This window comes from Sphingomonas sp., from assembly GCF_042096255.1.
Classification (GTDB): domain Bacteria; phylum Pseudomonadota; class Alphaproteobacteria; order Sphingomonadales; family Sphingomonadaceae; genus Sphingomonas.
The window spans coordinates 1-16,132 of sequence record NZ_JBELLZ010000081.1; the positions used below are offsets into that span (position 1 = coordinate 1).

14 protein-coding genes are annotated in these 16,132 nt (G+C 67.7%); 9 read left to right on the top strand and 5 right to left on the bottom strand.

All coding sequences use genetic code 11. The features are described 5' to 3' along the window. Window positions 1-2,438, top strand: a 2,438-nt coding sequence (gene acnA, locus ACFDTH_RS13870) for an aconitate hydratase AcnA (protein ID WP_375288140.1), incomplete at its 5' end; no start/stop codon positions are given. After that, window positions 2,435-2,839, top strand: coding sequence for a DUF2147 domain-containing protein (locus ACFDTH_RS13875; protein WP_375288142.1), 405 nt, complete (start codon window positions 2,435-2,437; stop codon window positions 2,837-2,839). The genes acnA and ACFDTH_RS13875, both read left to right, overlap by 4 nt. Window positions 2,840-2,842: 3 nt before the next feature. Here ACFDTH_RS13875 and ACFDTH_RS13880 read toward each other — a convergent pair whose 3' ends face one another. Further along, entirely contained in the window at window positions 2,843-4,273 is a 1,431-nt protein-coding gene (locus ACFDTH_RS13880) for an amino acid permease (protein WP_375288143.1), read from the bottom strand. Between the two features lie 63 nt (window positions 4,274-4,336). On the opposite strand from ACFDTH_RS13880, the gene ACFDTH_RS13885 reads away from it, so the two are divergent. Beyond that, a complete protein-coding gene (locus ACFDTH_RS13885; RefSeq protein ID WP_375288144.1) occupies window positions 4,337-5,488 on the top strand; it encodes an isovaleryl-CoA dehydrogenase in 1,152 nt (383 codons plus the stop codon). Between the two features lie 145 nt (window positions 5,489-5,633). On the opposite strand, the gene ACFDTH_RS13890 is transcribed toward ACFDTH_RS13885, so the two are convergent. The 4 genes from ACFDTH_RS13890 to ACFDTH_RS13905 form a co-directional block, all read right to left on the bottom strand. Further along, a complete protein-coding gene (locus ACFDTH_RS13890) occupies window positions 5,634-7,667 on the bottom strand; it encodes a M13 family metallopeptidase (protein ID WP_375288145.1) in 2,034 nt (677 codons plus the stop codon). Between the two features lie 102 nt (window positions 7,668-7,769). Then, window positions 7,770-8,558, bottom strand: coding sequence for an SDR family oxidoreductase (locus ACFDTH_RS13895; RefSeq protein WP_375288147.1), 789 nt, complete (start codon window positions 8,556-8,558; stop codon window positions 7,770-7,772). Between the two features lie 108 nt (window positions 8,559-8,666). Then, on the bottom strand, window positions 8,667-9,185 hold the full coding sequence (locus ACFDTH_RS13900) for a MucR family transcriptional regulator (RefSeq protein WP_375288149.1): 519 nt from the start codon (window positions 9,183-9,185) through the stop codon (window positions 8,667-8,669). A gap of 149 nt (window positions 9,186-9,334) precedes the next feature. Continuing rightward, window positions 9,335-9,988 (bottom strand): TetR/AcrR family transcriptional regulator, encoded by a 654-nt coding sequence (locus ACFDTH_RS13905; protein ID WP_375288150.1) that lies wholly within the window; start codon window positions 9,986-9,988, stop codon window positions 9,335-9,337. A 99-nt stretch (window positions 9,989-10,087) separates the two neighbouring features. Between ACFDTH_RS13905 and ACFDTH_RS13910 the strand changes: the two genes are divergently transcribed. The 6 genes from ACFDTH_RS13910 to ACFDTH_RS13935 form a co-directional block, all read left to right on the top strand. Next, window positions 10,088-11,149 carry a phosphotransferase family protein gene (locus tag ACFDTH_RS13910; protein WP_375288151.1) on the top strand — a complete coding sequence of 354 codons (1,062 nt, stop codon included), beginning with the start codon at window positions 10,088-10,090 and terminating at the stop codon, window positions 11,147-11,149. Between the two features lie 16 nt (window positions 11,150-11,165). Continuing rightward, a complete protein-coding gene (locus ACFDTH_RS13915; RefSeq protein WP_375288152.1) occupies window positions 11,166-12,392 on the top strand; it encodes an acyl-CoA dehydrogenase family protein in 1,227 nt (408 codons plus the stop codon). Between the two features lie 155 nt (window positions 12,393-12,547). Next, window positions 12,548-13,585: an alcohol dehydrogenase family protein gene (locus tag ACFDTH_RS13920; RefSeq protein WP_375288153.1), complete on the top strand. Its 1,038-nt coding sequence runs from the start codon at window positions 12,548-12,550 to the stop codon at window positions 13,583-13,585. A gap of 41 nt (window positions 13,586-13,626) precedes the next feature. Then, window positions 13,627-14,406 (top strand): tyrosine-protein phosphatase, encoded by a 780-nt coding sequence (locus ACFDTH_RS13925; RefSeq protein ID WP_375288154.1) that lies wholly within the window; start codon window positions 13,627-13,629, stop codon window positions 14,404-14,406. A 135-nt stretch (window positions 14,407-14,541) separates the two neighbouring features. Continuing rightward, window positions 14,542-15,105 carry an alkyl hydroperoxide reductase subunit C gene (gene ahpC, locus ACFDTH_RS13930; protein ID WP_375288155.1) on the top strand — a complete coding sequence of 188 codons (564 nt, stop codon included), beginning with the start codon at window positions 14,542-14,544 and terminating at the stop codon, window positions 15,103-15,105. Window positions 15,106-15,262: 157 nt separating this feature from the next. Further along, window positions 15,263-16,132 (top strand): thioredoxin family protein (locus ACFDTH_RS13935; RefSeq protein ID WP_375288156.1); only part of this gene is annotated, 870 nt, incomplete at its 3' end.

Consider the following 16,132-nt stretch of genomic DNA (forward strand, 5'->3'; position numbering starts at 1 on the left):
ATCGCCCCGCGCGCGTGCTGATGCAGGATTTCACCGGCGTGCCCTGCGTGGTCGATCTCGCCGCGATGCGCGATGCGATCACCAAACTCGGCGGCAACCCCGCGAAGATCAACCCACAGGTGCCGGTTCACCTCGTCATCGACCACTCGGTGATGGTGGACGAGTTCGGCACGCCCCAGGCGTTCGAGGACAATGTCGAGCTGGAATATCAGCGCAACGGCGAGCGCTACGAGTTCCTGAAGTGGGGTTCGAAGGCGCTCGATAACTTCAAGGTGGTGCCGCCGGGCACCGGCATCTGCCACCAGGTGAACCTCGAATATATCGGCCAGGCGGTCTGGTCCTCGGCCGAAACCGGCGAGCATGCCAAGGGCGCGGCCGCGATCGCCTATCCGGACACTCTGGTGGGCACCGACAGCCACACCACCATGATCAACGGCCTCGGCGTGCTCGGCTGGGGCGTCGGCGGCATCGAGGCGGAAGCGGCGATGCTCGGCCAGCCGGTGTCTATGCTCATCCCCGAAGTCGTCGGCTTCAAGCTGACCGGAAGCTTGCGCGAGGGCATCACCGCCACCGATCTGGTGCTCACGGTCACGCAGATGCTGCGCGCCAAGGGCGTGGTCGGCCGCTTCGTGGAATTCTACGGCCCCGGCCTCGACCAGATGACGCTGGCCGATCGCGCCACCATCGCCAACATGGCGCCCGAATATGGCGCCACCTGCGGTTTCTTCCCAATCGACGACAAGACGATCGACTATATGCGCCTCACCGCGCGCCCGGCGGAGGTGATCGCGCTCACCGAAGCCTATGCCAAGGCCAACGGCTTCTGGCGCCATGCCGATGCGCCCGACCCCGTGTTCACCGACACGCTGGAGCTCGACATGGGCAGCGTCGTGCCGTCGCTGGCCGGCCCGAAGCGTCCGCAGGACAAGGTGTCGCTCGATACGGTCGACGAGGTGTTCAACGGCGACCTGTTCAAGATCTATCATCGCGAGCAGCCGCAGCGCGTCGACGTCGCGGAGCGCGGGCATGACATCGGTGACGGCGATGTGGTGATCGCGGCGATCACCTCGTGCACCAACACCTCGAACCCCTCCGTCCTCGTCGCCGCCGGCCTCGTCGCCCGCAAGGCGCGCGAGAAGGGTCTGGCACCCAAGCCATGGGTGAAGACCTCGCTGGCCCCCGGCTCGCAGGTGGTAACCGATTATCTTGACAAGGCGGGGCTGACCGCGGATCTCGACGCGATCGGCTTCAACCTGGTCGGCTATGGCTGCACCACCTGCATCGGCAACTCGGGCCCGCTGCCCGGTCCGATCTCGACCGCGATCAACGAGAACGATCTGGTCGCGGCCAGCGTGCTGTCGGGCAACCGCAACTTTGAGGGCCGCGTCTCGCCGGACGTGCGCGCCAACTTCCTCGCCTCGCCGCCGCTGGTAGTTGCCTATGCGCTCAAGGGTACGGTGACGCAGGACATGCTGGAGACGCCGATCGGCCAGGGCACCGACGGCGACGTCTACCTGCGCGACATCTGGCCGACCAACGCGGAAGTTGCCGCGCTGATGGCCTCCAATATCGACGCCTCCATGTTCAGCGCCCGCTACGGCAACGTCTACGCCGGCGACGACAAGTGGCAGGCGATCAACGTTACTGGCAGCGACACCTACGCCTGGCCGGCCGCTTCGACCTATGTCGCCAACCCGCCGTACTTTGACGGGATGGAGATGACCCCGCGCCCGGTGATGGACATCATCGAGGCCAAGCCGCTCGCGATCCTGGGCGATTCGATCACCACCGACCACATCTCGCCGGCAGGCTCGATCAAAGCGGACAGCCCGGCGGGCAAGTGGCTGTCGGAGCGGCAGGTGTCTCGCGCCGACTTCAACAGCTATGGCGCGCGGCGCGGCAACGACCATGTCATGGTCCGCGGCACCTTCGCCAACATCCGCATCAAGAACCAGATGGTCCCGGGCGTGGAAGGCGGCATGAGCCGCTATGGCGACGAGATCATGCCGATCTACGACGCGGCGATGCGCCACAAGGCGGACGGCACGCCGCTCGTCGTGATCGCGGGCAAGGAATATGGCACCGGATCGTCGCGCGACTGGGCGGCCAAGGGCACCAACCTGTTGGGCGTGCGCGCGGTGATCGCCGAGAGCTTCGAGCGCATCCACCGCTCGAACCTAGTCGGCATGGGCGTGCTGCCGCTCCAGTTCGCCGAGGGCGTCACCCGCGAGACCTTGGGCCTGACCGGCGACGAGACCTTCACCATCCACAATGTCGCTGGCCTGCGCCCGCGCCAGGATGTGGAGGTGACGCTCGCCCGGCCGGACGGCTCGACCGAGACGTTCCAGACCCGTTGCCGCATCGATACGGTCAACGAACTGGAATATTTCATAAACGGCGGCATCCTCCAATACGTGCTGCGGAAGCTGGCCGCGTGAAGCGGCTCGTGCTCGCGGCGGCGCTGGTGTCCAGTGCCGCCGCGGCCGCTCCTGCCCCGATCACCGGGCGCTGGCTGACGCCCGAGAAGGACGCGCTGGTCGAAGTCGGCCCGTGCGGCGCGCAAATGTGCGGGCGGATCGCGCGCATCCTGCACCCGAACCCCGCGCGGCCCTCCACCGACCGCAACAATCCCGATCCGGCGCTGCGCAGCCGCCCGATCCAGGGCCTCGCCATCCTTTCGGGCTTCACCGCCGATGGCGACCGCTGGAAGGGCCGCATCTACGATCCGCGCAGCGGGCGCACTTATCGCTCCGAGCTGGTGCGCGATGGCGCGACGCTCAAGGTCAAGGGCTGCCTCGGCCCGTTCTGTCGCACGCAGGACTGGTCGCGCGCGAACTGAGCCTTACGCGGCGCGGCTGACCCGCCGCCCGTAACCGAAGTACAGCGCCAGCCCGGCCGCGTTCCACGCCAGGAACGAGATCTGCGTCACCGCCTGAAGGCTGGTAAACAGGTAGCAGCAGCCCGCTATCGCCGCCGGCGCGACCAGCCAAGGTGCCGGCGTCCGGAAGCCCTTTGCAGCCTCGCCCCGCCGCCGCACCACCAGCACGCATGCCGCCACCGCGACGAACGCGCACAGCGTCCCCGCATTCGCTAGCGACGCGATCACGTCCAGCGGTGTCAGCGCGGCGATCATCGAGACGAACACCGCCGTCACCATCGTGATCCGCACCGGCGTGCCTCGCGCCGAAACCCGCGCGAGGCTTTCGGGCAGGAAGCCGTCGCGCGCCATCACCAGGAAGATGCGGCTCTGCCCATAGAGGAAGCCGAGGATCACCGTCGGCAGCGCGATTGCCGCCGCCGCCGCGACGATGGTCGCGACGCCGCCCTGGCCGATCTCGCGCAGGATCAGCGCGAGCGGTTCGGGCGAGTTGGAAAAGCGCGTGAAGCTCAGCGCACCCACCGCCGCCGCCGCGACCACCAGGTAGATCGCCGTGCACGCCACCATCGATCCGACGATGCCGATGGCAAGGTCCCGCTCGGGCCGCTTGGTTTCCTCGGCGGCGGTGGAGATCGCGTCGAAGCCGTAGAAGGCGAAGAAGATGATCGCCGCCGCGCCCATCATCCCGAACTTGACCCCGCCTCCGCCGGGGGCGCTGCCATAGCCGAACGGCGCGAACGGCTTGAGGTTGGCGGCGTCGAAATGCGGCAGCGCCACCGCGACGAACAGCGCCAGCGTGACGATCTTGAGCACCACCAACGCGGTGTTGATCCGCGCGCTCTCCTGCGTGCCCAGCGACAGCAACCCCGCGACCACCACGATGATGAAGATCGCGGGCAGGTTGACCCCCATGGCGGTGATGCGCACGGTGCCCTCCACCAGATTGCCCGCCACTGCCGGGCCGTGGGTCAGCGCATCGGGCAGGACGACGCCCAGCCCGGCGAGAAAGCCGGTGGCATAGCCAGACCAGCCCACCGCCACCGTCGCCACCACCAGCGAATATTCGAGGATCAGGCTCCAGCCGACCACCCAGGCGATCACCTCGCCCAGTACCGCATAGCTGTAGGTATAGGCGCTGCCGCTCGCCGGAATGCGCGTCGCCATCTCGGCATAGCAGAGCGCCGCGCAGGCGCAGATCGCGCCCGCGACGACGAAGCTCAGCAGCACCGACGGCCCCGCCCGGTCCGCGCCGACGCCGATCAGCGTCAGGATGCCGGTGCCGACGATCGCGCCCACGCCCAGCGCCACCAGGTGCGGCCAGGAGAGCGTGCGCGCCAGCTGATGCTCCGGCGGCTGCTCGATGATCGTCTTCCTGCGCAACAGCCCGCCTGACATTGGCACTTATCCCCGCTTGCTCTACGGCACTGGTAACAGACGTAACCGGGCGTTGGGAGAGACATGGACACGCTGGACTTCGCGCTGGGCGATACCGCCGACATGATCCGCGACACGACGCGCCGCTTCGCGTCCGAGAAGATCGCGCCCCTGGCGGCGCGGATCGATGCGGAGGACTGGTTCCCGCGCGACGAATTGTGGCGCGCGATGGGTGAGCTGGGCCTCCACGGCATCACTGTGCCGGAGGCGGACGGCGGGCTTGGTCTCGGCTATCTCGAGCATGTCATCGCCTGTGAGGAGGTGGGCCGCGCCTCCGCCTCGATCGGCCTCAGCTATGGCGCGCATTCCAACCTGTGCGTCAACCAGATCGCGCGCTGGGCGAACGAGGAGCAGAAGGCGAGATACCTGCCCGGCCTGATCAGCGGGGAGCATGTCGGCAGCCTCGCGATGTCGGAGGCGGGCGCGGGCAGCGATGTCGTGTCGATGAAGCTGAAGGCGGAGAAGGTGCAGGGCGGCTATGTGCTGAACGGCACCAAGTTCTGGATCACCAACGCCGCCTACGCCGATACGCTGGTGGTCTATGCCAAGACCGGCGAGGGCAGCCGCGGCATCACCACCTTCCTGATCGAGAAGGACATGCCCGGCTTCGGCATCGGCCAGAAGATCGACAAGATGGGAATGCGCGGCAGCCCCACCGCCGAGCTGGTCTTCACCGACTGCGAGGTGCCCGAGGCCAACATCATGGGCCCGGAGAATGGCGGCGTCGCGGTGCTGATGAGCGGGCTGGATTACGAGCGCACGGTGCTGGCCGGCATCCAGCTGGGCATCATGCAGGCCTGTCTCGACGTTGTCGTCCCCTATGTCCGCGAGCGCAAGCAGTTCGGCAAGCCGATCGGCGCGTTCCAGCTGATGCAGGCCAAGGTGGCGGACATGTATGTCGCGCTCAACTCGGCGCGCGCCTATGTCTATGCGGTGGCGAAGTCGTGCGATGCGGGCAAGACGACCCGCTTCGATGCGGCGGGGGCGATCCTGCTCGCCAGCGAGAACGCCTTCCGCGTCGCGGGCGAGGCGGTGCAGGCGCTGGGCGGTGCGGGCTATACCAAGGATTGGCCGGTCGAGCGTTTCCTGCGCGACGCCAAATTGCTCGACATCGGCGCGGGCACCAATGAGGTGCGGCGGATGCTGATCGGGCGGGAGCTGATCGGGGCGGGGTGAGCGCTTTTCTTCCTCACTTCTCCTCTCGTTCGTCCTGAGAAGGGACTGAGCGTCAGCGAAGGCCCGTCTCGAAGGACATGTGCCCGGTGCTTCGAGACGGGTCTTCGCTTCGCTCAGCCGCTCCTCAGCATGAACGGAGAGGTGATCACCACACCTTCACCCGCTTCTTCGGCGGCAGGTACAGCGTGTCTCCAGGCTTGACCCCGAACGCCTCGTACCAGCCGTCCAGGTTGCGCACCGTCTGCGCGCGGAAGCGCGCGGGGGCATGGGCATCGGTGGCGACGCGACCGCGCAGCGCCGCCTCGCGGAACTTGCTCGCCCAGGTCTGCGCGAAGGACAGGAACAGCCGCTGGTCGCCGGTCATGCCGTCGATCACCGGCGCGGGCTTGCCAGCCAGCGAGGCGTGATAGGCCTGGAGCGCGGCGGCGAGCCCTGCGACGTCGGCGATGTTCTCGCCCAGGGTGAGCTCGCCCTTCACATGCAGGCCGGGCAGCGCCTCATAGGCATCATATTGCGCCACCAGCGCCTTGCCCTGCGCATCGAAGCGCGACAGGTCGGCGGGCGTCCACCAGTTGCGCAGCTTGCCCTGCGCGTCGAAGTCGGCACCGAGATTGTCGAACCCGTGGCTGATCTCATGCCCGATCACCGCGCCGATCGCGCCATAGTTGGCGGCGGCGTCGCGGTTGGGATCGTAGAAGGGCGCTTCCAGGATCGCCGCGGGGAAGTTGAGCGCATTCTGGAGCGGCAGGTTGACCGCATTCACCGTCTGCGGCGTCATCCACCATTCGCCGCGATCGACCGGCTTGCCAATCTTCCCAATTTGGTGGCGATACTCCGCCAATTCCGCCCGGCGCAGGTTGCCGACCGGATCGTCGGCGCGCACCTCTAGCGCGGCATAATCGCGCCAGCGCTCGGGATAGCCGATGCCGACCTGCATGGTCTCGATCTTGCGACGCGCCTCCGCCTTGGTGGCGGGCGCCATCCAATCGAGCGCGGTGACGCGCGCATCGAACGCCGCCAGGATGCCGCGCACCATCTGCTGGATGTCCGCCTTCGACGAGGCGGGGAAGAAGCGCTGGACGTAGATTTTGCCGATCGCGTCGCCCAGCGCGTTGCTCGTAGCATTGAGCGCGCGCTTGTCGCGCGGTCGCTGCGACGGCGTGCCGGTCAGCGTCTTGCCGTAGAAGGCGAAGCTTGCATCCTGGAAGCCCTTGGGCAGCACCGAGGCGACCTCGATGGTCCGGTGGTAGCGCAGCCAGTCCTGCCACGCTTCCAGCGGTTGGCTGGCGACCAGCGCCGATAGACCGGCAACGGCCGAGGGCTGCCAGACGATGAAGCGGTCCTGACTGCCCAGCCCCGCCGCCCGCCAGAAGGCCGCCCAGTCGATCCCGGGCGCCTTGGTGGCGAAATCTTCGCGGCGCCACGTGTTGTTCGCCTTGTGCGCGTCGTTGCTGGCGACCTGGTCGAGATGCGCCTCGGCGATGCGGGTTTCCAGCGCCAGCACGCGATCGGCACGCGCCGCCGCATCGGCCATGCCGAGCAGGCCGAACACCTGCGCCAGATGCGCGCGATAGGCCGCGAGGATCTCCAGCATCTTGGCGTCTTCGGAGAGATAGTAATCGCGCTCGGGCAGGCCGAGCCCGCCCTGGAGCAGATAGGGGGTGGTGGTGGCGGGGTCGTCGGACGCCTGACTGACGAATAGGCCGAACAGGTTACCCGTCTGGAAATCGGTGGCGTTGAGCGGATCGACATCGGCGCGCAGGTTGGCGCCCAGTATGCACGACAGCGCGGCGGTATCGCGCAGACCAGCGATCGTCGAAAGCTCGGGCTGGAGCGGCGCGAGGCCGCGCGCCTCGATCGCGGCGGTGTCCAGCCAGGCGCGATGATAATCGGCGATCTTGCGCGCCTCGCTGCCCGCGGGCGCGGTGGCGGCATCGGCGATCACCGTGGCGAGGCGCTTCTCCGCCAACTGCTGCACGGTGAGGAACGCGCCCAGGCTCGACCGGTCGGCGGGAATCTCGGTGCGGTCGTACCAGGCGCCATTGGCGAAGTGCTCGAAATCGTCGCCCGGCTTGACCGTGCGGTCCATCGCACCGGGATCGATGCCGGACGGGCGCGCCGCATCCCGGGCGATCGCGCTGCCGGCGAGGAGAAGGGTGACGAGCAGAAGACGCTTCATTCGGAACTCCGGTGTGTCAGGATATTAGAACACCCGGACCAAACTCTGTCCAGCCGCTGCTCGCTGCTCCCCCGCCGCCCAGCCCGGGGCGGCTTCGGCGGCTCAGGCGTCGATGCTGGAGCCCATGCTGGCGTGGACCAGACCGCCGTCCACCGCGATGGTTTCGCCGATCACATAGTCGCCGGCCCGCGAGGCAAGGTAGATCGCCGCGCCCGCCATATCCTCGTCCACGCCGATCCGCCGTGCCGGGATCGACTGGGCGACCGCATCGCCATGGTCGCGCGCCGCGCGGTTCATCTCGCTGGCGAAGGCGCCGGGAGCGATGGCGGTGACGTTGATTCCGTCCGTCACCAGCCGTGCCGCCATCCGCTTGGTCAAATAGATCAGCGCCGACTTGGAAGCATGGTAGGAATAGGTTTCCCACCGGTTGAGCCGCATTCCGTCGATCGAGGCGATGTTGATCACCTTGGCGGGCCGACCCGCCGCCGCCGCGGCCGTGAGCGGCGCGTGGAGCGCCTGGGTGAGGAAGAACGGCGATTTGACGTTGAGGTCCATCACCTTGTCCCAGCCGCTCTCCGGAAACTCCTCGAACGGCGCGCCCCAGGCGGCGCCCGCATTGTTGACCAGGATGTCGAGCCGCGCCTCGCGCTCTGCCAGCGCTGCCGCCAGTGCGCGGCAGCCATCCACAGTGGAGACGTCCTGCGGCAGCGCGATGCAGCCTTCGCCCAGCTCGGCGGCGGCTTCCTCGCAGGCCGCGGCTTTGCGCGACGACACGTAGACCTTCGCTCCCTGCGCCAGGAAGCCCGCGGCGATCATCCGGCCGATGCCGCGACTGCCGCCGGTCACCAGCGCGACGCGGCCATCCAGGCGAAACAGATTGGCGGTGTCCACGACATCTCTCCCCATATCCAAGCGGCGGCCGCGATGTTCCGCGTGCCGGATCTCTACTCTCGAACTGCAAAACAAGGCGGGCGCCGGATCGCCGGCGCCCGCTTGACCTCACTCCGCGCCGGTCTCTGCGGCGGCGGCTTTCTTGCGACCGCGGGTCGGCTTGGGCACGGCCACCTCGGTGGACGGGCTGGAGCTGCGCGACGCGCCCGGCTTGCGACCGAGGCCAATGCGCTTCGCCATGTCGCGGCGCGCCTGCGAATAGTTCTCGGCGACCATCGGATAGTCGGGACGCAGGTTGTAGCGCTCGCGATACTGCTCCGGCGTCAGACCATGGCCGGCGAGGTGCCGACGCAGCGTCTTGTACGGCTTGCCGTCGATCATCGAGATGATGTGATCCTTCGAGGCGAGCGACTTGCGGACGCTCACCGCCGCCGTGTACTCGGGCGCGGCCTCACCGGCCTCCGGAGTTGCGGGAGCGGCGGCAAGGTTGGCGACCGCCTCGTGCATCTTGTGGAGAAAGGCAGGAACATCCTCTGCGGACGCACGGGTATTGGGGTTGGACAGCCACGCAATGGTCAGCTCGGTTGCCAGCTCGACGGTGCCGGTGTCGATATCGGTGTCGGTCACGATCTACTCCTTGTAACATCATGCGCCCTAGTCCCCTCACCGGGCAGGTCAACACTTGATCGGGATCGGATCGATATTTCAGGTCATCAATCGATCTAAACTGCCAATCTCTCTTTCCGGAGCATTAACGGTCCGCAAGCATCCGGCGATCAGGCTGCGGGTGACGGCCCGATGAGAATGCCCTCGATCGCCAGAATGATTGCGTCGAGCGCCCCTGGCCGCGTCCAATACGGATGCGCGCGCTCGTCGGCACCGTCGAGTGCGGCTTCGCGGGCGGCCAGGATTGCCTGCGAAGACAAGCCGGCGAAGAGCAGCCGCTGATTGACCACGGCGAGCGGCAGGTGCGCCAGCAGGCGCCGCACCTGATCGAGACAGCGCGCGTAAGCCAAGGACTCCGTGCCGGCCGCGTCCTCGAACAACGCGCGACGTTCGGCCTGGAGATTGCCGATGAAGCGCAGATAGGTTTCGCTCTCCCCGGTCTCGCCTTGGATGTCGATGTTCGGCAGCACCATCGCGCGAACGATGTCGTCGAGCGTGGGGCCGCCCTCCTTGGCCTCGGCGGCATCCAGCAGCGCCCGCCGCGACCGATCGATCGCCCTGGCGCCGTCGACGACCAACTCGCTGAGCAGTTCGTCCTTGCCGCCGAAATAGTAATGGACCGCGGCGGCATTGCGCTGGCCAGCGGCATCCAGGATGTCGCGCATGCCAACGGCGGCGATGCCGCGTTCGGCGAAGAGGCGACGGGCGGCGCGCTTCAGTTCGTTTCGGGTGGCATCGCCGCGGGTTGCGGGCTTGGCAGGCATGCACCCAGCATCGCGGGCGCGGGCGCCCGCGGCAAGCCCCGTTGACCCCTCAAGGCGGGTCACTTACTAAAACACCCGACTTATTTACGGAGCGAGATGGTGCCGATCGCGCACGATGCCGAGGCCTGGCGCGAGCTGATCGATCTTGCGGCGCTCGCGCGCTGGATGGACGGGCGTTCGCTTGGCAGCGGTGCGATCGAGGGACCACGCACGCTCGGGGGTGGCACCCAGAACATCCTGCTCCGCTTCGATCGTGGCGACGAAAGCTTTGTCCTGCGTCGTCCTCCGCGCCGCAAGCGTGCGGAAAGCGACGAGGTGATGCGACGCGAGATGCGGGTCCTTGCCGCGCTGGCGGAATCGGACGTGCCGCACCCGCGGCTGATCGCCGGCGAAACGGACGAGACGGTGCTGGGTGCCGCCTTCTACCTGATGGCGCCGGTGGGCGGCTTCAACCCGACCCAGGGATTGCCGCCGCTCCACGCGGGCGATCCCGCGATGCGCCGGCGGATGGGGGAGGCGATGGTCGATGGGATCGTCGCGCTCTCCCAGGTCGATCCCGATCGGGTCGAGGGCACGTTCGGATCGCTCGACGGCTGGCTGGAACGGCAGGTGCCACGCTGGCGCGCGCAGCTGGAGGGCTATGCCAAGTTCGAGGGTTGGACCGGGATGGCCGCCCTGCCCGGCGTTGACGCGATCTGCGCGTGGCTGGAGGCGAACCGCCCGGCGAGGATGCAGCCGGGCCTCATCCATGGCGATTATCACCTCGCCAACGTGATGTTCCGCCCCGACGGGCCGGAGCTTGCCGCGATCGTCGACTGGGAACTCGCCAGCCGCGGTGATCCCTTGCTCGACCTCGGCTGGCTCACCGCCACCTGGCGCGACCCGGACGAGGGCGAACAGCGCGTGGCGGTGCAGCCGTGGGACGGCTTCCCCTCGCTGCCCGAGATCGTTGCGCGCTACCTCGACGCCACCGGCCGCAGCGCGGAGGACGCGCGCTGGCATGCGGTGCTCGCGCCATTCAAGCTGGGCGCGATCCTCGAAGGGTCGCACGCCCGCGCCTGCGCCGGCCTGACCCCCAAGCCGATCGGCGACGCGCTGCACGCTCACACCATCCAGCTGTTCGAACGGGCGCTTCGCCGCATCGAGCATCCCATCCTCTGACCCGGAAGGTACGCGCATGGACTTCGACTATTCCGACCGGACCCGCGACCTGATCGCGCGGATCGAGGCCTTCATGGACGCACACGTCTATCCCGCGGAGGAGGAACGCCACGCCTTCGTGCTCGCGCCCGAGAACCTGTGGCAGGAATGGCCCGGCCTCGCCGCGCTCAAGCACAAGGCGCGGGCCGAGGGGCTGTGGAACCTGTTCCTGCCGCACGAATATGGCGCGCATTCCCCCGGCCTCACCAACCTCGAATATGCGCCGCTGGCCGAGATCATGGGCCGGGTGCCCTGGTCGAGCGAGGTATTCAACTGCTCCGCGCCCGATACCGGCAACATGGAGGTGCTGGCGAAGTACGGCAGCCCCGAACAGCAGGAACGCTGGCTGAAGCCTCTGCTCGCCGGCGAGATCCGCTCCGCCTATGTGATGACCGAGCCGCAGGTCGCCTCGTCGGACGCGACCAACCTGGAGATGTCGATCACGCCCGACGGCGACGATTATGTCATCAACGGGCGCAAATGGTGGATCTCCGGCTTCATGCATCCGGCGACCACGCTGCTGATCGTGATGGGCAAGACCGATTTCGACGCGCCCCGCCACCTCCAGCATTCCACCATCCTGGTGCCAAAGGACACGCCCGGCATCTCCGTGGTGCGCAATCAGCGCGTGTTCGGCAGCCTCCATTCCCCGGGCGGCGAGGCGGAGTTGCTGTTCGAGGACGTGCGCGTGCCCAAGGGCAACCTGATCCTCGGTGAAGGGCGCGGGTTCGAGATCGCGCAGGGCAGGCTGGGGCCGGGCCGCATCCACCATTGCATGCGCTCGATCGGCCAGGCGCAGCGCGCGCTGGAGATCATGGCGCGCCGGGTCGAGAGCCGGGTGGCGTTCGGCAAGAAGCTCTCCGACCAGTCAAGCATCCGTCAGGATGTCGCCCGCGGCTTCTGCGAGGTGGAAATGGCGCGCCTCCTGACGCTCAAGGCCGCCGACCGGATGGACAAGGTCGGCAACAAGGCGGCCCGGGACCTGATCGCCGCGATCAAGGTGGTCGCCCCGCAGATGGCGCAGACGGTGTGCGACCGCGCGATCCAGGCGCATGGCGGCATGGGCGTTTCCACCGACACGCCGATCGCCGAGTTCTTCACCATCAATCGCTTCGTGCGCATCGCCGATGGGCCGGACGAGGTGCACATGAGCCAGCTCGGCAAGCAGAAGATCCGCGAATACAATGCGATGAACGCGAGGTGAAAGTGGCTTTGGGCGATGCCCATGACCACCTCCGTTCGTGCTGAGCGAAGTCGAAGCACCTTGCCGACGCGGGGCTTAGCCTTCGACTTCGCTCAGGCCGAACGGAAGCGGGATAAACCGCTGGCCAGCACGAACGGCCCTGAAGAGGATGCGACATGAAAGCCCTCCGCTATTTTGGTGCGCGCGATATCCGGCATGACGACATGCCCGATCCGCGGCTCGAATCGGACCGCGACGCGATCGTGCGGATGACCGCGTGCAGCATCTGCGGCAGCGACCTGCACATCTATCACGGCCACGGCTTCTCCGAGGACACCGGCTTCTGCGTCGGCCATGAGTCGGTCGGCGAGGTGGTGGAGGTCGGCCGCGCCGTCACCCAGCTCAGGGTCGGCGATACGGTGATGATGCCCGCGGCGGTCGGCTGCGGCGCCTGCCGGTCGTGCCTGGCGGGCAACGTCATCGATTGCGCCTATCAGGCCGGCGGCTGTTACGGCTTGTCCGCCAATCTGCAGGGCGTCCAGTCGCAGTGGTTCCGCGTGCCTGCCGCGGACATGAACGCGGTGAAGATCCCGGAGGGCATCACCCAAGAGCAGGCACTGATGATGACCGATGCCATGGCCACCGCTTGGTTCGGCGCGCGCAATGCGGACATTGTGCCGGGCGCGTCCGTGGCGGTGGTCGGCCTCGGCCCGATCGGGCTGATGGCGGTGGAGGCGGCGTTCGTGATGGGCGCGGGGCTGGTCTATGCGATCGATCCGATCGCGGAGCGCCGCAAACTGGCCGAGGATCTCGGCGGACACGCGCTCCATCCCGATACCGCGCTGGACTCGGTGAAGGAGGCGACCTCCGGCCGCAAGCTCGACTGCGTGGTCGAGGCGGTCGGCGCGGACGCCACCGTCGATCTCGCGCTGCGCCTCGTCCGCAAACGCGGCACCGTGTCGGTGATCGGGGTGCAGCAGTCGCGCCGCTTCCCCTTCCCGCTGGAGCGAGCCTTCGCCGGCGGGCTCACCTTCCGAACCGGCACCTGCTCCGTGCCCGAGGAACTGCCCGCGCTGGTCCCGCTGATCCGCGCCGGTCGGCTGCGCCCCGAGCGCTATATCAGCCACCGCATGCCGCTGGCGCAGGGCAAGGAAGCCTATCGCCTGTTCGACGCGCGCGAGGACGGCGCGCTCAAGATGGTGTTGAAGCCGTGAGCGTCACGCGGGGGTCGCAAAGCATCGGCACGGAGGCGGGCATGACCGATCGAGTCCACGCCTTCGCCGGCATCCACAACTTCCGCGACTATGGCGGCTATCGCGCCGCTGACGGCCGGTTGCGCAGCGGGGTGCTGTTCCGCTCCGGCCAGCATGGCGCCGCCACACCGGATGACCTTTCCCGCTTCGGCGGCATGGGCGTGGCAACGATCATCGACCTGCGCGGCGATGTCGAACGGCGGACCATGCCCTGCGCGCGTCCGCAAGGCTTCTCCGCCGACGTGCTGTTCGCGCCGGGCGAGACCGCCGGCTCCGAACTCGCGCCGCACGAGGAGGCGGGCCGCGGCATCGCCACTGCGGACGAGGCGCGGGCGGCGATGACCGAACTATACCGCAACATGCCCTATCGCGCGGTGCTGGTCGCCTCGCTGCGCCTGTATTTCGAGGCGCTGGCGACCCGCGACGGGCCGACGCTGATCCACTGCCTCGCCGGCAAGGACCGCACCGGGTTGGCGGTGGCGCTGCTCCATGCGCTCACCGGCGTGCATCACGACGACATGATGGCGGACTATCTGCTCACCAACACCGCGGGCGATCCCGAAGCGCGGATCGCCGCCGCGGCGCCCTCGATCCGCGAGCGCTACGGCCCCCAGCTCACCGAAGAGGCGATCCGTGCGCTGATGGGAGTCGACGCCCGCTATCTCGATACGGCGCTGGCGAGCATCGCCGCGAGCCATGGCGATGTGACGACCTATGCGGAGGCGGTGCTCGGCGTCGATGCGGCGCGGCGCGCGGCGATCCGCGAGCGCCTGATCGCCTGACCTGCCGCCCCAATCTTCTGCGATGCAGCACATTGATCGACCCAGCCGTTCACCGTGACACAGGCGAGGCGGGTTCCTTTCGTGCTGCACCGCACTAGATAGACCCTGCAATCGCCAACCAGCAGGGAAACCTCGATGTCGCTTATCGGCACCAATGTCCGTCCGTTCACCGCTCAGGCTTATCGCGAGGGCAAGTTCCTCACCGTTTCCGATGCCGATGCGCGCGGCAAGTGGGCGGTCTATTTCTTCTACCCGGCCGATTTCACCTTCGTCTGCCCGACCGAGCTGGAGGATCTGGCCGACTATCACGACACCTTCGCCAACATGGGCGTCGAGATCTATTCGGTGTCCACCGACACGCACTTCAGTCACAAGGCGTGGCACGACACCTCGCCGGCGATCGGCAAAATCCGCTTCACCATGATCGGCGACCCGACGCATGAGATCAGCCGCAACTTCGAGATCCTGCGCGAAGGCCAGGGCCTGGCCGACCGCGGCACCTTCGTGGTCGATCCCGAGGGCGTGATCCAGCTGGTCGAGATCACCAGCGAGGGTGTCGGCCGCAACGCGACCGAGCTGCTTCGCAAGATCAAGGCCGCGCAGTACATCGCCGCGCATCCCGGCGAAGTGTGCCCCGCCAAGTGGGAAGAGGGCGAGACCACCCTCGCCCCGTCGCTCGACCTCGTCGGCAAGATCTAACTTCAGTTCCCCTCGCGCCGGAGCGGACGCGGGCAAATCGCCTGGCGACCCTTCGGCGCACGCGGCCCGCGGCACCCCCGGTCCGCGGCCGCGGGAGCCGGCGCGTCCCCCTCCCTTGCGCCGGCTCCACCCTTTCTCCCGCTCCAGAGGCTCCGCGATGCTCGACGCAAACCTGAAGACGCAGCTCACCGCGTATCTCGCCAACATCAAGCAGCCGATCGAGCTCGTCGCTTCTGCCGACGAGAGCGCCAAGTCGCGCGAGATGCTGGGCCTGCTGGAGCAGATCGCCGGGCTTTCGGATGCGGTGTCGTTCGTGCGCGCCGATGACGACGATCGTCGCCCCTCCTTCCTGATCCGTCGCACCGGCTCCGATATCGGCGTCCGCTTTGCCGGCGTGCCGATGGGGCATGAGTTCACCTCCCTGGTGCTCGCCCTGCTCCAGGTCGGCGGCCATCCGCCCAAGGTGTCCGAAGAGCTGCTGGAGCAGATCCGCGCGCTCGATGGCGACTATGTCTTCGAGAGCTATTTCTCGCTTACCTGCCAGAACTGCCCGGACGTGGTGCAGGCGCTAAACCTGATGAGCGTGGTCAACCCGCGCATTCGGCACATCGCCATCGAGGGCGGCGCTTTCCGGCACGAGGTGGAGGCTCGGCAGATCATGTCGGTGCCGGCGATCTTCCTCAACGGCGAGCCGTTCGCGCAGGGCCGGATGACCGTGGAGCAGGTGCTGGCGAAGCTGGACACCGGCGCGGTCGCGCGCGCGGCGGAGGCGATCAGCGCGAAGGAGCCGTTCGAGGTGCTGGTGATCGGCGGCGGTCCGGCCGGTGCATCTGCGGCGATCTATGCCGCGCGCAAGGGCATCCGCACCGGCCTCGCCACCGAGCGATTCGGCGGCCAGGTGCTCGACACGATGGCGATCGAGAACTTCATCTCGGTCAGCCACACCGAGGGGCCCAAGCTGGTTGCGCAGCTGGAGGCGCATGTCGGCGACTATGATGTCGACGTGATGGATCTCCAGAAGGCGGCG

Bases quoted from the DNA above. Each gene is read 5' to 3' on its own strand.
- ACFDTH_RS13880 (WP_375288143.1), bottom strand. From the start codon at position 4,273: ATGTCAGGCGGGCTGTTGCGCAGGAAGACGATCATCGAGCAGCCGCCG.
- ACFDTH_RS13885 (WP_375288144.1), top strand. From the start codon at position 4,337: ATGGACACGCTGGACTTCGCGCTGGGCGATACCGCCGACATGATCCGC.
- ACFDTH_RS13890 (WP_375288145.1), bottom strand. From the start codon at position 7,667: ATGAAGCGTCTTCTGCTCGTCACCCTTCTCCTCGCCGGCAGCGCGATC.
- ACFDTH_RS13905 (WP_375288150.1), bottom strand. From the start codon at position 9,988: ATGCCTGCCAAGCCCGCAACCCGCGGCGATGCCACCCGAAACGAACTG.
- ACFDTH_RS13915 (WP_375288152.1), top strand. From the start codon at position 11,166: ATGGACTTCGACTATTCCGACCGGACCCGCGACCTGATCGCGCGGATC.
- ACFDTH_RS13920 (WP_375288153.1), top strand. From the start codon at position 12,548: ATGAAAGCCCTCCGCTATTTTGGTGCGCGCGATATCCGGCATGACGAC.
- ACFDTH_RS13925 (WP_375288154.1), top strand. From the start codon at position 13,627: ATGACCGATCGAGTCCACGCCTTCGCCGGCATCCACAACTTCCGCGAC.
- ahpC (WP_375288155.1), top strand. From the start codon at position 14,542: ATGTCGCTTATCGGCACCAATGTCCGTCCGTTCACCGCTCAGGCTTAT.